At 34.9% G+C, this 16,502-nt stretch carries 17 protein-coding genes; 13 read left to right on the top strand and 4 right to left on the bottom strand.

Annotated features, from left to right (window positions below):
• Positions 1-43: 43 nt before the first annotated feature.
• Positions 44-1,225 carry an MFS transporter gene (locus tag MHI39_RS22275; protein ID WP_071975601.1) on the bottom strand — a complete coding sequence of 394 codons (1,182 nt, stop codon included), beginning with the start codon at positions 1,223-1,225 and terminating at the stop codon, positions 44-46.
• Positions 1,226-1,645: 420 nt separating this feature from the next.
• On the opposite strand from MHI39_RS22275, the gene cax reads away from it, so the two are divergent.
• The 6 genes from cax (at position 1,646) to MHI39_RS22245 (ending at position 7,972) form a co-directional block, all read left to right on the top strand.
• Positions 1,646-2,701 (top strand): calcium/proton exchanger, encoded by a 1,056-nt coding sequence (cax, locus tag MHI39_RS22270; RefSeq protein WP_058006813.1) that lies wholly within the window; start codon positions 1,646-1,648, stop codon positions 2,699-2,701.
• A 444-nt stretch (positions 2,702-3,145) separates the two neighbouring features.
• Positions 3,146-3,949, top strand: a complete 804-nt coding sequence (locus MHI39_RS22265) for a YfkD family protein (protein ID WP_342540263.1) — start codon at positions 3,146-3,148, stop codon at positions 3,947-3,949.
• A 124-nt stretch (positions 3,950-4,073) separates the two neighbouring features.
• Positions 4,074-4,772 (top strand): response regulator transcription factor, encoded by a 699-nt coding sequence (locus MHI39_RS22260; RefSeq protein WP_342540262.1) that lies wholly within the window; start codon positions 4,074-4,076, stop codon positions 4,770-4,772.
• Positions 4,769-6,118 carry a HAMP domain-containing sensor histidine kinase gene (locus tag MHI39_RS22255; protein WP_071975599.1) on the top strand — a complete coding sequence of 450 codons (1,350 nt, stop codon included), beginning with the start codon at positions 4,769-4,771 and terminating at the stop codon, positions 6,116-6,118. Before MHI39_RS22260 ends, MHI39_RS22255 begins: the two co-directional genes overlap by 4 nt.
• Before the next feature lie 142 nt (positions 6,119-6,260).
• On the top strand, positions 6,261-6,959 hold the full coding sequence (locus MHI39_RS22250) for a PepSY domain-containing protein (protein WP_071975598.1): 699 nt from the start codon (positions 6,261-6,263) through the stop codon (positions 6,957-6,959).
• A 506-nt stretch (positions 6,960-7,465) separates the two neighbouring features.
• Entirely contained in the window at positions 7,466-7,972 is a 507-nt protein-coding gene (locus MHI39_RS22245; RefSeq protein WP_342540261.1) for a PepSY domain-containing protein, read from the top strand.
• Between the two features lie 114 nt (positions 7,973-8,086).
• Here MHI39_RS22245 and yfkAB read toward each other — a convergent pair whose 3' ends face one another.
• Positions 8,087-9,214, bottom strand: coding sequence for a radical SAM/CxCxxxxC motif protein YfkAB (yfkAB, locus tag MHI39_RS22240; protein WP_342540260.1), 1,128 nt, complete (start codon positions 9,212-9,214; stop codon positions 8,087-8,089).
• Positions 9,215-9,352: 138 nt separating this feature from the next.
• Here yfkAB and MHI39_RS22235 point away from each other — a divergent pair, with 138 nt between their 5' ends.
• On the top strand, positions 9,353-9,529 hold the full coding sequence (locus MHI39_RS22235) for an SE1561 family protein (RefSeq protein WP_169793010.1): 177 nt from the start codon (positions 9,353-9,355) through the stop codon (positions 9,527-9,529).
• A 221-nt stretch (positions 9,530-9,750) separates the two neighbouring features.
• Here the strand turns inward: MHI39_RS22235 and MHI39_RS22230 are convergent, their stop codons facing one another.
• Positions 9,751-10,605, bottom strand: coding sequence for an IS3 family transposase (locus MHI39_RS22230; protein ID WP_139254916.1), 855 nt, complete (start codon positions 10,603-10,605; stop codon positions 9,751-9,753).
• A gap of 32 nt (positions 10,606-10,637) precedes the next feature.
• On the bottom strand, positions 10,638-11,315 hold the full coding sequence (locus tag MHI39_RS22225; protein WP_058006963.1) for a helix-turn-helix domain-containing protein: 678 nt from the start codon (positions 11,313-11,315) through the stop codon (positions 10,638-10,640).
• A 194-nt stretch (positions 11,316-11,509) separates the two neighbouring features.
• On the opposite strand from MHI39_RS22225, the gene MHI39_RS22220 reads away from it, so the two are divergent.
• From MHI39_RS22220 to MHI39_RS22195, 6 genes are all read left to right on the top strand, one after another.
• Positions 11,510-13,054: a fumarate hydratase gene (locus tag MHI39_RS22220; RefSeq protein ID WP_342540259.1), complete on the top strand. Its 1,545-nt coding sequence runs from the start codon at positions 11,510-11,512 to the stop codon at positions 13,052-13,054.
• Positions 13,055-13,171: 117 nt separating this feature from the next.
• Complete coding sequence (locus MHI39_RS22215) at positions 13,172-13,582, top strand: DUF1259 domain-containing protein (RefSeq protein WP_342540258.1); 411 nt, start codon at positions 13,172-13,174, stop codon at positions 13,580-13,582.
• Positions 13,583-13,954: 372 nt separating this feature from the next.
• Positions 13,955-14,539 carry an Ada metal-binding domain-containing protein gene (locus tag MHI39_RS22210; RefSeq protein ID WP_058006360.1) on the top strand — a complete coding sequence of 195 codons (585 nt, stop codon included), beginning with the start codon at positions 13,955-13,957 and terminating at the stop codon, positions 14,537-14,539.
• A complete protein-coding gene (locus MHI39_RS22205) occupies positions 14,520-15,428 on the top strand; it encodes a DNA-3-methyladenine glycosylase (RefSeq protein WP_342540257.1) in 909 nt (302 codons plus the stop codon). The genes MHI39_RS22210 and MHI39_RS22205 overlap by 20 nt, the downstream gene beginning before the upstream one ends.
• Positions 15,421-15,900, top strand: coding sequence for a methylated-DNA--[protein]-cysteine S-methyltransferase (locus MHI39_RS22200; protein WP_180211484.1), 480 nt, complete (start codon positions 15,421-15,423; stop codon positions 15,898-15,900). Before MHI39_RS22205 ends, MHI39_RS22200 begins: the two co-directional genes overlap by 8 nt.
• A gap of 57 nt (positions 15,901-15,957) precedes the next feature.
• On the top strand, positions 15,958-16,494 hold the full coding sequence (locus MHI39_RS22195; RefSeq protein ID WP_058006363.1) for a DinB family protein: 537 nt from the start codon (positions 15,958-15,960) through the stop codon (positions 16,492-16,494).
• The last annotated feature ends 8 nt before the right edge of the window (positions 16,495-16,502 follow it).

Raw genomic sequence — 16,502 nt, 5'->3', positions numbered from 1 at the left:
TTTGTATATCTTATCATATTCATGATGGTGTGAAAAGACATAACTAATGAGAAATACTTGAATAGTTATTCTTTTTAGATGTCCGAAATGAACAGAGCGATAGAAAAATAATAAAGAGCATCGTACTAATTAAGTAAAAGAAACTTGCTCCTTCTATTTTTTCGATGATCATCCCTGCAAAGAAAGGTCCCACCATACTGCCTAAACTAAAAAGTATTCCACACATTATATTCCCTGCAGGGAATAAGGTTTTTGGCAGTAAATCTGCCATATAACTAATTCCAAGTGAGAACGTTGAACCTACTGCCATTCCAGCAATCAAGAAGCATATGACTAAGCCAATCACAGATTGATAAACCAATCCTGCAGAAATAAATGATAATAGGCCAATAATTAGGACAACGATTAATGTGTTTTTTCTACCAAATTTATCACTAAGCATGCCTAAAGGAAGCTGTGTAATAATACTTCCAATGGAAAAGGCGGGAATGATAAAAGAAACCGATTCAACATTGATCCCATTTCTTAATGCGAAAACAGGAAAACTCCCATTTAATGATGCTTCCATAAATCCGTAGCCGAAGGGAGGTAACAAAGCAACCCATGCATATTTCCATACCTTACCGAAACGTTTAAACGTACCTAGAAATGAAACTGAATCCTTATCTTTTTCAGGAAAGTCGTTTCGTAAAGTAAAAACTGTGATCCATAAAATAAAACTTACTGCGGATGTGAGCATAAAGGGTAACGCTTCATTTATTTTTACTAAACTAGTTAATGAAGGTCCAAAGGCAAATCCTAGACTAAAAAACAACCCATATAATGATATATTTCTACCCAATTTTTCCTTCGAAGAAGTCGAAGTAATCCAAGTTTGAGTAGCAAAATGAAGGGTATGATCGCCGATACCTATTAATAGTCTCAAGGCAAACCAAAACCAAAAAGATTTCCAAAGAGGAAACAGAAATAATGTCAATGCAACGGTAAACCCTCCAATTAGTATTAAAGGCTTGTACCCCATTTTTCTAAGTGGTGCTTCCATTAATGGAGAAGCAATAAGAACACCAAGATAAAGTGCCGTAGCATTCAATCCGTTTAGTGAGGAGGCCATTCCATCCTTTTCAAAAATAACTGCAATAATTGGCAGTAACATTCCTTGTGAAAAGCCAGATATCGCGACAATGCTAACTAAAATCCAAAAGCGGTATTTTTCTGTCCTAATCATAGTTGACTCCTTATTGAATGGTAATTTTTGCTCTTTTCTTCTATTAAAAAATAGTACTGGTATATGAAAGAATTAGCAAGATAATTCTGGAAAAAATAATAGTGGGAATATTTGTTTTTCATTTGATGTGTTTTATAAATTGTTTTTGGTTAAAATACTGACCAATGAAAAAAATCTTTTATAAATTGGGATTTTGTGCTATAAATTTTAGGGTAATAAATGAAGTAAGCTCTTCTTTCTAACATTGTTGCTATTTTGAGTAAAGTTTTAACGAACTCAGAAAGGAGTTCCAAACTTCATAAGAATAGCTGAATCCTCTATTGGATGTAAAAACCGGCAGTTGGGCTTTCACAAAAGCGACAATCTTTACGAAAACAGCTATGAAGAAAGAAAAAAAACTCCATTTAAAGGAGGAGAAAGATGAATAAAATTTTTGCAATCATGGTTTTTATTGGGGTACCAATTTCAGTAATCGGTTCCTTAATGCATTGGCCAAGCGTTATTATGTTCATTATATATTGTGTAACTATTATTGCATTAGCAAGCTTTATGGGGCGAGCTACAGAAAGCTTAGCTATTGTTGCAGGTCCACGGATTGGTGGACTTTTAAATGCAACTTTTGGAAACGCAGTCGAACTAATTATTTCAATTTTTTCTCTACAGGCAGGATTAACAGGAGTAGTATTGGCTTCATTAACAGGCTCTGTTTTAGGAAATTTACTTCTAGTAGCAGGAATGGCATTTTTTATCGGCGGTGTAAAATACAAGAGACAAAAATTTAATGTATATGATGCACGACATAATTCTGGCTTGTTGATATTTGCAGTCTTAGTTGCTTTTGTCATCCCAGAAGTTTTCTCAGTTAATTTATCAAAAACAGAAACGATGAATCTAAGTGTAGGGATATCTATCACTTTAATTATTTTATATTTGGCTGCATTATTTTTTAAATTAGTCACCCATCGTGGAATATATCAAGACCCGGAAGTAAAACAAGTTGAAGATGAGGAAGAACCGGAATGGGGCAAGTGGAAAGCGATCATTGTTTTAGCGCTTGCTACATTAGCAGTAGCATATGTTTCTGAAAAATTAGTACATACATTCGAGGCAGTTGGCGAAAGCTTTGGATGGAGTGAATTATTTATTGGTATTGTTATCGTTGCCATTGTAGGTAATGCTGCAGAGCATGCATCAGCCATCTTAATGGCCTATAAGAACAAGATGGATATTGCAGTTGAGATTGCCTTTGGTTCAACACTTCAGGTAGCAATGTTTGTAGCACCGGTATTAGTAATTATCTCACTGCTTTTCAGTCAAAATATGCCACTGGTATTTACACTTCCAGAGTTAGTGGCAATGGCTACTGCCGTGTTATTAACCATTGTTCTTGCTAATGATGGAGAAACAAATTGGTTTGAAGGAGCTACATTATTAGCTGCTTATGTCATTATGGGGATAGGTTTCTATTTATTATAATCGCACATTCCTATTTGTTTAAAGTTAATGTTAGATCTATAGAAACGAGTAGGAATTAATAAAAAGCTTTAGTAAATGAAATTGGATGAAATAAAAAAGCCTCTAAGTATGATTCATGAGCTTAGAGGCTTTAACTTTTTATATTCATAAAAATAATTCAGCACGTTCAAAAGGCTATATTGCTTATTTAAATAGTATTAACTAGCAACAAATTTAAGAAAATAAAGACTTGAGAATAACCTCTCATCCATTCCCCCTTTATGAGTTGTGTGCTGCCCTTCAACCCTCCTCTTAAAAAAGTTAATTACAGTATAATGTATTATTTAAAATTTGTAAATATTCAGATTTAATTTTAAAAGAAATCTTCTGATTGATGGATAAATATTTTATTAAGGAAAAAAATAAAAACAAAACCCAATAGAAGTAATGAAAGGAGTCAACAATATGAAATGGCATCGAATTCTTCTAGTGTTTTTATTTGTTCTTTTATTGGCATCACCACAAGCATCAGCTAATAAGAAAAATCTTGTCAATGTAAAAGTAAAAATTCCACCTTCGGTATTAAATATTGCAAAGGAAAATACGTATCCAAATCCAACGCAAGATTTGCCTTATTTACAACCTAGTGATTTTACGAAAAAAATTATAAAAACATCGAAAGAGAAAATTGAGAATCCCAATTTGATTCGAATGCTCAATGAGTCCGCCATAAATAATTCGCCGCTTTCCATTGGTTTTCGTGCGACGATTTATCTTGGGGAATGGCCACTTAATTATGAATCCATTGAAACTGCACCTAACTGGCGATATCAAAAAATAAATACTAATTATTTTGATAATCGTGGGGGAAAAGGAAATTATCAAATTCATTATGTTCAAGAAGCACAAAAAGTAGTTAGGGGTGGCTTAACTGCAAAGGTTGATAAAGCCGAAGATGTAAAAAAAATGATGCTTCTAAAAGCAATGGAAAAATCAAATTTACCACTTTCCTTTGATACGATCATTGGTGGAGGAACAAAAAAAGATCAAGTATATAATATTCCTGCCAAACGTTTAGGGTATCTTTATGGTTATGCACCTGCAATAAATGAAAAAGGCAAGGTCACATATGGTGAGGTGTATTTGGTTATTAAAGGGACAAAAAAGAAAATTGTTGTTAAAAATGTTACTTCACAAGGAATTGGTGCATGGATTCCTATTCAGGATCATGTCTCATTTGGCTTTACTGCAACCGATCATCCTAGATAATTGTTAATGGCTGTCATTTAGACAGTCATTTTATTTTTAGAAATAATTATACCTAACGTATTGCTATAGATTTAAAAAAATATGATAAAATTTAGAAAGGATTTTTATTAGGAGGTAAGTAAGGATGGGGAATCAATCAATCTTAGTTGTTGAGGATGAACAGAAAATTCTACGTTTATTAGAGATCGAATTAGAATTTGAAGGGTATCAAGTAACAAAAGCAGCAGATGGCTTAGATGCATTTGAAAGATATCGTTCACAAAAATGGGACCTAATTTTGTTAGACGTAATGCTTCCCGGAATTAGTGGCATTGAATTATTACGAAGAATCCGTGCGCATGATCAACAAACCCCTGTCCTTTTACTTACGGCAAAAAATTCAGTCGAAGATAAGGTCTCAGGTCTAGATCTTGGGGCTAATGATTATATAACGAAACCCTTTCAAATCGAAGAATTATTAGCAAGAATTCGTGCGGCACTTAGAATACATAATAGAGACATGGGACAAGAGGAGAATAGTGAATGGATCATAGTAGATGATCTAAAATTGAATGAAAAGTCCAGAGAGATCTATCGAGGAGAAGAATCTATTGAGTTAACTCCTAGAGAGTTTGATCTTTTACTTTATTTGTTAAAAAATAAACACCAAGTATTAAATAGAGAGCAAATATTAGAAGGCGTTTGGGGCTTTGATTTTTATGGAGATACAAATGTGGTGGACGTATATATCCGCTATGTTCGTAAGAAAATTGACCTTCCTAACAAGTCTCCACTTATCCATACGATACGTGGTGTAGGATATGTATTAAGGGAATCAAAATGAGACTACAAAATAAAATTAATTTATATACAACGGTCTTATTTGTCATTTTACTTATTATGATGAATCTTTTTGTGTATTTTGTATCTAGTTATATGATTATTGATAGTGAAATGCAAAGGATTCGAGCTGAAACAGAGAAAATGGTAGAAAGCATGAATGAATCTCTTAACATCATCCCTACAGAAGAATTGTTAAGAGCCTATGTTCCTGTTGACGGAATGGTTAGGGTAGTGACACAAGATAAAAAGGCACTCTCACCAGTCACATCCTCAACAGAAAAGGAATTAAGTAAACTGAAGAAAACTTTCTATTTAGGTGAAAAAAGTGAAAAAATCACATTTCATAATAAAACGTATGCTTTTATTTCCATTCCGATCATATGGACCGATGAGCATGTAGTCAATCTACAAGTTGTTAGAAGTATTCAACCATCAATAGCTATTTTACATGTTTTGAGAATGGTGCTAATTATCATTACAATCATTGCTATGGTTCCAGTTATTCTTTCTAGCAGATTCCTTAGCCGTTTTATTACCAGACCGGTTACCTCAATGATTGAAACAATGACGGAAATTCGTAAAAGTGGACAATTTAAAAGAATTCAAGTGAATCATAAATCAAAAGATGAGTTAGTTGAGATGGGAGATACCTTTAATCACATGATTGATCTGCTTGAAGCGAATTTTGTTAAGCAGGAGCAATTTGTCTCCAATGCATCACATGAACTAAATACACCTTTAACAATTATTGAAAGTTATGCCAGTTTATTAAAAAGACGAGGTCAAGTAGAACCCGATATATTTCGTGAATCCGTGGAAGCCATTCATTCTGAAGCGGTACAGATGAAGGAATTAATCGAGCAGCTTCTATTGCTAGCTAAGCATAATGAAAAATGGAATATTAAAAAGAGTAAAGTAAATGTGGCTGAACTTGTACAGCATTCCGTACAATCTTTTAAAAAAGCCTATCATCGGGAAATCAAAGTCATTCAAGAGGGAGAATATTTAATACATACGGATGAACAAAAGCTTCGTCAGCTGTTATTTATCATTTTAGATAATGCAAGAAAATATAGTGATCAGATGATAAAAGTCTATATAGGAAGTAAGCAACAGAAATGTGTCATTCAAATCAGTGATCAAGGCGTAGGGATATCTAAAGAGGATTTAACGAAAGTATTTGATCGATTTTATCGAGTGGACAAAGCAAGAACAAGAAGTCAGGGTGGAACAGGACTAGGACTTTCAATAGCAAAGGAAATTGCGAATGTCTTAGGAGCAACGCTTGATTTGGAAAGCGAAGAGAAGAAAGGGACGACAGTGACGATTGCACTCCCAATGAACTAGAATTTGCACTCGAAATAAATAATGGCTCTGATTGTATAAATTGCTAACAGATTTTCACGGTATACGGATAGAAGAATGTATACAGTAACTACCATCTTTAGCAAAGAAATAAAATCGTAGGAATAATTAATGAGGTGCTATTATGAAATTTAAGAAATGGTACTTTATTGTGGGAGTAGTCATAGTACTTACTATTTCTGTCATTATGTTTTATGGGATTCCTTCATATCGTGCATCCCAAATTTTATCAAAGAAAGATGCGATGGCGAGGATCATGAAAAAGTATCCTGGTGAAATTACTCATATCCAACTAGAAGATCATCGATACTTCATAACTTTGGAGAAGGGTTCAAGTACATATAAGATAAAAATGGATGCATACAATGGGAATATCACATCCCTCATTCAAACTAAGCAAATAGTGAAAGAGGATGATCATACGCCTAACTGGACAGAGGAACAGGTTAGAAAGAAGATTTCTAGTATTTCTAAGGGAGACATTGAGTCTTTGACCCATTCGATGATCAATCATCAATTGATATATACAGCCATTGTTATGGAAGAGGATCAACGAAGAACAATACAAATAGATTCTAAAACTGGTGAAATACTTATAAATAAGCTTGATAAAGAAACCATCCCAAACAAAAGGCTATCTGAGCAAGAAGCGATAAAAATAGCTTTGAAGCAAGTACAAGGTGAAGTGGATGATGTAGATTTTGACACTATTGATTCCATGCCTTATTATTTTGTACAAATTGAAACCGCCGATAATTATGAAGCAGAGATACAAATCCATGCAATAACTGGAGAAGTAAAATCTGTTACTTGGGATGATTAAATAAGACTCTTTTCTCAAACATTGTTGCTATTTAAGTAAATTATAAGTAATAAATATCGACTGAGGATCACTACACGTTTCATTTTACTGAGAAAAAGAGCTGCAATCTACATTAGAACCGTTAGTATCCTTTATTGGGAGTAAAAGCCAGTAGTTAGTCTTTTATAAAAGCAACAATCTGTACGAAAACAGCCTTAAATAAATAAAGATAATAACATAAAAAGGCTGATGATCAGCCTTTTTTATGTTATGTATGGCTCGTGCTACTTAAACATTGCCGTCTCATTAGCTAATGTTCATGTTAAGTACAGGTTGCTTGAGGGGGAAGGTCATGGACAATTCTTCGCTCATTGATAAATCATCTTCTTAAATTTGTATAGAGAAGTAAAGGCGTAGGTAATTGGTTGATGAAATTCTTCTCAGTGATTTCTAATGTTTGTATATCTATCCTCTAATTTTCAATGGATACAATTAGTACATAGCATTAGAACAAGGAGGAAATAAAGATGAAAAAGAAAATTTGGATTGGCGTACTTTCAGCAGGGATTGCTTTGGGCGGTGCATTATCAGTTAGTGCGATGAGTAAAGGGACTATCAATAGTAGCGAATCTTCTGCGAATCAAGAATATATTTCAATGGATAAAGCGAAGGAAATAGCTCTTAAAAAAATAAATGGAACGGTTAAGAGTATTGAACTCGATCATAAATTCAATCATGCCTACTATGAGGTTGAAATCAAAAAGAACCATATCGATTTTGATGTCTATGTTGACGCCGTTACGGGAAACATACGCGGTGTTCATAAAGATGTGAGCAATAAAAAATATATAAACCAGGGTCAACATAAGGATCAACAAATCAGTGTAACAAAGACGGCTATTACTGCAGAACAGGCCATATCAATTGCAAAGAAAGAGATTGACGGAACCGTAACAAAGGTTGAAAAAGATGAAGATGGTGGAATCATTAAATATGAAATGAACTTCAATCAAACCAAGGAGAAGTTGATATAGATATTAATGCGAGTATAGGAAAAATAATCGAAATTGATTATGAAGATTAATAGGATACTAAAAATGAGGCAGAGATTCTTCTGCCTCATTTTTAGTAACTAGAATCGATGCATTTTATTTACTAATATTCGCTGATCTTGATTGAAAATCAATGTCTTTATAATATGCATCCTTCACTAACACATTCGGTCCCACACATTGAACTGCTGGACAATGACAATTAAGTGATTGAGCAAGAGGGGACTCCATCCATTTATCATAAAGAGCTGGAAGCGTATCGTATTGAATATTACCTAGCGAAGGTGTATCACCGAAATCAGTAACGATAACATCACCAGTGAAAATATTAACATTTAAACGAGAACGACCATCAGGATCATTACGAACCGTTACATTTTTGCTGCTATACAGTCTTTTTAATAATGTTAAATCCTCTTCTTTTGGGCTACAAGGATAAAACGGAAGCGTTCCAAAAAGCATCCATGTATTTTCGTCCCGAATGTCTAATAAATGATGAATCGCTTCACGTGTTTCCGCTAAAGATAACACCTCTAAATTTGCAGCAAAATCACTAGGATACATAGGATGAACTTCATGACGGGCGCATTTCATATCTTCAACAATTTGCTTATGAATATGTTCTAAATGTGGAAGTGTCCGTTTATTCAACATCGTTTCGGCTGAAACGGTCACGCCCTGCTCAGACAGCAGACGGCTATTTTCAATCATGCGATCAAATAATTTTTTTCGTTGTTCACGTGTAGGTTTACGTGGCATATTGGCAAAACCACCGTCAATAAAATCATCGACAGTACCCCAGTTATGTGAGATGTGAAGAACATCTAAATAAGGGGCGATTAATAGGTAGCGATCTGGATCAAGTGTTAAATTGGAATTAATTTGTGTACGTATCCCGTTATTATGTGCATACTTAAGTAATGGAAGGACATAATTTTCAACGGATTTTTTCGATAGCATTGGTTCTCCACCTGTGATACTTAATGCACGTAAATGTGGAATCTCTTCCAAACGTTGAAGTAATAGATCAAGGGGTAAGGCATTAGGATCCTTTGGTTGCAATGTGTAGCCTACCGCGCAATGCTCACAGCGCATATTACAAAGGGTAGTGGTCGTAAATTCAATATTAGATAGAACAAGACTCCCGTGATCTTTCACATCTAAATAAGCTTCCCATGGGTCATTGGTTGGCGTGATCAATGGAAGTTGTGAAACATTTTGCATAATAAAAGACTCCTCTTATAAAAAATAAAGATACCTTAGTCATTATCAAAAACGAATGACTAAATGTCAATGCTTCAGCCCCTTTTCATAATATTGGATGTTTGATATGATAATAAAACGATGAAAGGAGAGACAGCCTTGGGAAACGCAGTACATGACAAAGACTCACAAGTATTATATTTAAAGAAAAGACTAAATATGTTTTTAGAAGTATTAGAATCCATTGATCCTGAAGATGCCGATTTAGAAGATATCGATCGTCTAATCGAAATGATTGATGATCTTGAATTGAAATGCGAACAATTTAAGAAATAATAATGCTTTCACCTCAAATACTACTTAGATAAAGTTCTAATTAAATATAGGTTGAAGATCGCAACACCCTTCTTTTTATTGGGAAAGAACGGATGTGGAAGCCTGCAGTTAGGTTTTTACAAAAGTAATATACGATGCGAAACTAGCCAATTAAACAGAAATAGCCAAACTTCATTAAAATGAACTGCACCCTGTCAAGTAGACAGTATAAAAAAATAAAATTAGGCAATGGCCTTAGTTCGATATTCTATCGGGCTAAGGCCATTAAATTTGGCTTGTAAACGGTCTTGATTATAAAACTTTATATAATCTTTGATATCCTTTTGAAGCTCCTCAAAGGATTGATAATGATGAAGATAATATCTTTCTACTTTCAAAGTCCCCCAGAATGATTCCATGCATCCATTATCAATACATTTTCCTACTCTAGACATACTGTGGATAAGATGGTTTTTTTCGATTATCCTTTTAAATCCATTTGATGTATATTGAAAGCCACGGTCACTATGAATTAAACGTTGCTCATCATGTAAAGGATTCTTCGTTAAGGCACCTTTGATGGTTTTAAAGACTAAATTATTATCATTTCGATGTCCCAATACAAAGGATACGATAGAATTGTCATACAGGTCTAAAATAGCGCTTAGATAGGCCTTTTGACCATTCCCATATTTTAATTCTGTTATATCAGTTACCCATTTTACATTTGGGTGTACTGCCGTAAATTCTCGGTTCAAGATATTCTCTTCCACGTTATTATCAGATGGGCGATGATCCCATTTCTTTTTCCGTCGTATCTTTGATTGTAGGCCAACTAATCGCATTAAACGATGAATTCGTTTTGTGTTATAATGCTTATTCATTTTCCGATTGAGATTCATGGTAATACGTCGATAACCGTATATTCCATCCACCTTTTGATAAATCGCTTTAATTTCTTTAAGTAATCCGCGATTTTCGCGTTCCTGATCCGTTTCCTTTCGATTGACCCATTTATAGTATGAAGACCGATTGGTATGACTTATTGTACAAAGGAGCTGAATAGGGTAATTCATTCTTTCATTTAATTCCCGTATTGCACAATAAGCGACTTCATTCCGAACCTTGCTTAGTACCGCCTTCTTTCGATTTCCTCCAACTTTTTTAAAAAAGCATTTTCAGCTTCCAATCGATAATTTTTTGCTTCTAATTCCTTAATCTTTATCCTTAATTTCTCTTGTTCTGACATTTCTTCTTGAGGTTTCTTTCTTCCACGGTGATCCCGTAGGGACTCTGGTCCATCTGCTTCATATTTTTTTGTCCAACTGTATATTTGCTGGTAGCTAATTTGGAATTTCTTCATGACAGCTGAATAGTCATGGCCATTCTTTATACAAAAATGAACTGCCTCCACTTTCTCCTGGAAAGACAATTTTCTAGAATGAATCATAAGGGATTCCCCCTGACTTGTTTGTCTCGTTTCCTTATGATTATTATAGTTCTTTATCCAACCCCTGAGGGCGCCACGGCTCACTTTATGCCTTCTACATATTTCCAACATGGAATAATCACCAGATATATAGTCTTGAATTGCCCTTAATCTTATTTCATCCGAGTATTGTTTCCATCTGCGTGATTCCTTTAAACCATCAATACCATATAATTCATATTTATCTTTCCAGCTATGGAGTGTGGATTTAGATATTTTATATTCTTTTATCAAACTGCTGGGGCTCATTTCCCCCTCTATGTATTTCATTAAAATTTGATATTTCTCCTCGGTAGAATATTTACTTCTTTTTGACATAAAAAATCCCCCTAGAGTAACGACAGATTTTTGTTTTTTCATCTGTCCACTTTAAGGGGAGCATATCATGAAAATGTTGTTTGGCTATTTTTCATGTCAATCTCACTTTAAAACAATTATTATTAGGAGTATAATGGGAGTTGAAATTATACATATATAATATTCGGATATGAAGGGATAAAGGAGAGGGAAAAATGAATTTGGAAAAGTTTCAAGAGAGCATGTATCAATTAATTGTCGAAACATCTACGAATCTACCAAAAGATGTTCGCAGAGCTGTTAAAAAGGCCAAACAAAGTGAAAGTGCTGGTACACGCGCAGCAATGAGCTTAGGTACGATTACAAATAATATTCAAATGGCAGATGAGAATATTTCACCGATTTGTCAAGATACCGGACTTCCTACCTTTAAAATTAAAACTCCTGTTGGGGTTAACCAAATTAAAATCAAAGAAGCAATCTATAATGCAATTGCACTGGCAACTAAAGATGCGAAACTTCGTCCAAATTCAGTAGACTCATTGACTGGCAAAAACAGTGGTGATAACCTTGGCGGAGGAACACCAGTTATTAAATTTGATCAATGGGAAAACGATTACATTGATGTACGTTTAATACTAAAAGGTGGCGGATGTGAGAACAAAAATATCCAATACAGTCTACCATGTGAATTAGAAGGCCTTGGTCGTGCTGGACGTGATCTCGACGGAATTCGTAAATGTATTCTACACTCCGTATACCAAGCACAAGGTCAAGGCTGTAGTGCTGGATTTATCGGTGTTGGTATCGGTGGCGACCGTTCATCTGGTTATGATTTAGCAAAGGAACAACTATTCCGTTCTGTAGAAGATGTAAATCCTCATGAGGATTTACGCAAACTTGAAGATTATATAATGGAAAATGCAAATAAGCTTGGAATCGGTACCATGGGATTTGGTGGGGAAACAACGCTTTTAGGTTGTAAAATTGGTGTTATGAATCGAATCCCTGCTAGTTTCTTTGTATCTGTAGCATATAATTGCTGGGCATTCCGTCGTTTAGGAGTGAAAGTAAATCCTGAAACAGGTGATATCAAGGAATGGCTATATCAAGACGGTGAAAAAATTGAATTTGCAAATGAAGCAGAAAATGAAGTAGCAGCAACAAAAGAGGAAACCAATATTATCACATTAAAGGCACCTATCACAGAAGAACAAATCCGCGAACTAAAAGTGGGAGATGTTGTTCGAATTGATGGAAGAATGTATACAGGTCGCGATGCCATTCATAAATACCTAATGGACAATGATGCACCTGTAGATTTAAATGGTCAAGTGATTTACCATTGTGGGCCAGTAATGGCTAAAGATGAGGAAGGTAATTGGACAGTTAAAGCGGCTGGTCCAACAACTTCAATCCGTGAGGAGCCTTATCAAGGTGACATTATGAAGAAATTCGGAATTCGTGCAGTAATCGGAAAAGGCGGAATGGGACCAAAAACTCTTGCAGCTCTTCAAGAACATGGCGGTGTGTACTTAAATGCAATTGGTGGGGCAGCACAATACTATGCTGACTGTATTAAAAAAGTTGATGGTGTGGATCTTACTGAGTTCGGTATTCCGGAAGCAATGTGGCATTTAAATGTTGAAGGCTTCACTGCCGTTGTAACAATGGATTCACATGGAAATAGTCTACATGCAGATGTTGATAAGTCTTCATTAGAAAAATTAGCGCAATTTAAAGAGCCTGTGTTTAAATAATAGGTAAATAAAGGTTGTGTGTGAAAGGGTATCCTTTTAACACACAACCTTTTTTCATATAACGTTATTATCCTTCATACGTTTGCTATAGATAGTATTTAATAAGGAGGAGTTGGAATGAACCAAATAGATACAATTTGTCATCAGTTTGGAACAATTCTTCGCGGAAAGGGTAAAGCGAGTGAAGAAGGGTGTACTGTTGAATTACATCGTCAATTTCATGTTACTGTCCAAGGGAAATCAAGTAAATCTGTTGTTCCCGCAGGCTTTACCTTTGAATCACTTGATCAATATGGAAATGCTCTTAATTTAGGAGAAATCGCTATATTAGAAGAGGAGATACCCGCTTTTACCCATTCCATAGTCCAACAAGGAATTACAATTAGTGCTCTACATAATCACTGGATCTTCATGAAACCCAATCTCTTATATCTTCATATTCAATCTGTCGAGCCCCCATTAAACTTTGCAAGAAAGGTTGCCCATTCCTTTCAATTTTTGCGTAGATATCCCATTTCAAAAGACTAGTACTTGAAGAAGTGGTCTTCAGCTAATAGTTAATAGTCAAACTTTACTTAAATAGCAACAATGTTTGTGAAAAGAGCCTAATTCAAAATTTTGATTGCGAAGTATCTCTCCATACTCGTGCGTACAGACTATTTTTTCGGAGTATGGAGTTTTTTAATCAAATACAGAGGTAGAGACACTTATAAAAATTGGACATGCTTTCTATCATTAAGATTCATCTTTCGACCATAAGAGCAAGAATAAGGACGAAATAAGTAAACTGACTTTGATAAAATGGTACAACAATAAACTAAATGGTTAAAATTATTGCTTTTATAATAATAAATACGACACAATTAAATGAAGTATGATAAAAGGAGGAAATAGCACTCTATGGCTGATCTCAATCTTTCTTTTGATGAAATGTGGGAAAAAATAATGGCTTGTGATCAAACCTATGATGGGTTATTTTATACAGCTGTTAAAACGACAAAGATCTACTGTCGTCCTTCATGTAGATCAAGAAAACCCAAAAAAATAAATGTTGAGTTTTATCATGATATTGAAATGGTTGAAAAGGCAGGCTATCGAGCGTGTAAAAGATGCCAGCCAGAGGTTGAGCAATCCCCGAATACTGCAATCGTTAAAGCGGTAATAAGCTTTCTAATCAATCATTATAAACAAAGGCTTGTTTTAAACGATATTGCAGAGAATGTTGGGATAAGTCCGTTTTATCTAGAAAGACTTTTTAAACAAGAAACCAATGAGACTCCAAGAGCTTATTTAGAAAGAATTAGGATTGATAAAGCAGCCCATCTTCTTAAAAACACTCAACTTTCAAATCTAGACATTTGTTATGGTGTGGGATTCCATAGTCCTTCTAATTTTTATCGAGCATTTCGGCGAGTGAAAAATTGTTCTCCAAGTGAATTTAGAAATAAGGAAGGGAGTGATGAGAATGGAATGGGTGGATCATGAGACATTTCTTGAAATTTCACTTCCTGAGGAATTCAATTTTTATGAATTGCTCGTTTTTCTTGGGAGATCCGAGTATGAGCTACTGCATCGTATTGTGGAAAATGAACTTTACAAGCTGTTAAAAATAGATCAAAAAATGATTTTAATCAGGATCAGTAATCGCAATTCTACACTCAAAGTTGAATTTTTATCAGGGGAGCCAGGTTCTAATGAACGTGAACAAATTGTTGCTTATATCTATGAATGGTTTGATCTAGAAAAAGATTTAACAAGTTTTTATAGTATGGCAAATGAAGATCACATTTTATCCCCACTCGTGAAAAAATATGCTGGACTGCGGATGATCGGTATACCAGATTTATTTGAAGCATTAACTTGGGCAATTATCGGCCAGCAAATTAATCTTACTTTTGCCTATACATTAAAAAGTCGGCTTGTTACACAATTTGGAGAAAAACTAGTATGGAATGGGGAAACCTACTGGCTTCATCCTTCTGCTCAAAGAATTGCTTTATTAGAAGTTGAGGATTTAAAAAAACTCCAATTTACAACGCGGAAGTCAGAATATATTCTTGATATTGCAAAGTTAATTACAGAAGGAGTTTTAACGAAGACAAGTTTAAAAAATTTACAGGATAATCATGCGGTACATGAAACATTAATGGCTATTAGAGGGGTTGGAGCTTGGACAGCCAATTATGTGATGATGAAATGTCTTAATGACCCAAGTGCATTTCCAATTGCTGATGTGGGACTGCATAATGCATTAAAAATTCAGCTTGAATTGGAACGAAAGCCAACCATCGAAGAAATAAAAGAAATCGCAACAAACTGGAGCGGGTGGCAAGCCTATGCTACATTTTATTTATGGAGGTCTTTGTATGAATAAAGTAGAAAAAATCTATTATGAATCCCCAATTGGAATCGTGGAAATTGCAGGGGACAATAAAGCAATCCATTCGATTCTGTTTATAGACCAAGATGTATCGTTTCGCTCTATTTCAGCAAAAACTCCTAAGGTTCTAATAGATTGCTATGAGGAGCTAGATGAATATTTTAAAGGAGAACGACAAAGCTTTACTTTTCCATTAGCATATGACGGGACAGATTTTCAGAAAAGCGTCTGGAATGCGTTGACCAAAATTAACTATGCTGAAACCTGTTCGTATAGGGATATTGCAGTCTCGATAGGGAATGAAAAGGCCGTAAGAGCTGTAGGAACTGCAAATGGTAAAAATAAATTAAGCATCGTGATTCCTTGTCATCGAATTATTGGAGCAAATGGAACGTTAACTGGATATGCTGGTGGACTGTGGAGAAAAGAATGGTTGCTAAACCATGAGAAGGTTAATAAAAAATAAATAACCATCATCGTATTCAGAATCTTGTGTTAAAATAAATAATAAAGGAGTGATCGCATGCAAAATCGTCCTAATCCCGGTGAATACGATCCTTTTTATACAGGATATATTGAATTAGTACCAGAGGGCAATATTGTTCAGATACTTAGTGAACAAATACGTGAAACCATCCATATGTTAAATGGGCTTTCAGAGGATCAAAGCCAGTTTAGCTATGAGTGTGGAAAATGGACCATCAAGGAAGTGTTAGGCCATATGGCGGATACTGAGCGAATTATGGCATATCGGCTTCTTTGTATTGCTCGAGGAGAAACGATTTCACTTCCAGGATTTGAAGAAAATTTATATGTACAAAATGCCGCATTTAACGAGCAATCTCTGCAAGAGCTTCTAGAAAATTTATATGTAATTCGCCAATCGACGACTAACTTACTTAAAGGTTTAAAGGAAGTGGCATGGGTCCGGAAAGGGAATGCCAATCATTCGGAGGTAACAGTTCGTGCAATTGCATACATAATTGCTGGACATGAAAAGCATCATCGTAACATCTTAAAAGATCGATATATGGGTTCAAAAGATTATCCATTATCCTAACATCAAAA

Origin of the sequence: Heyndrickxia sp. FSL K6-6286 (assembly GCF_038630395.1) — a bacterium.
Taxonomy (GTDB): domain Bacteria; phylum Bacillota; class Bacilli; order Bacillales; family Bacillaceae_C; genus Heyndrickxia; species Heyndrickxia oleronia.
This window is presented reverse-complemented; position numbering and strand designations above follow the sequence as displayed.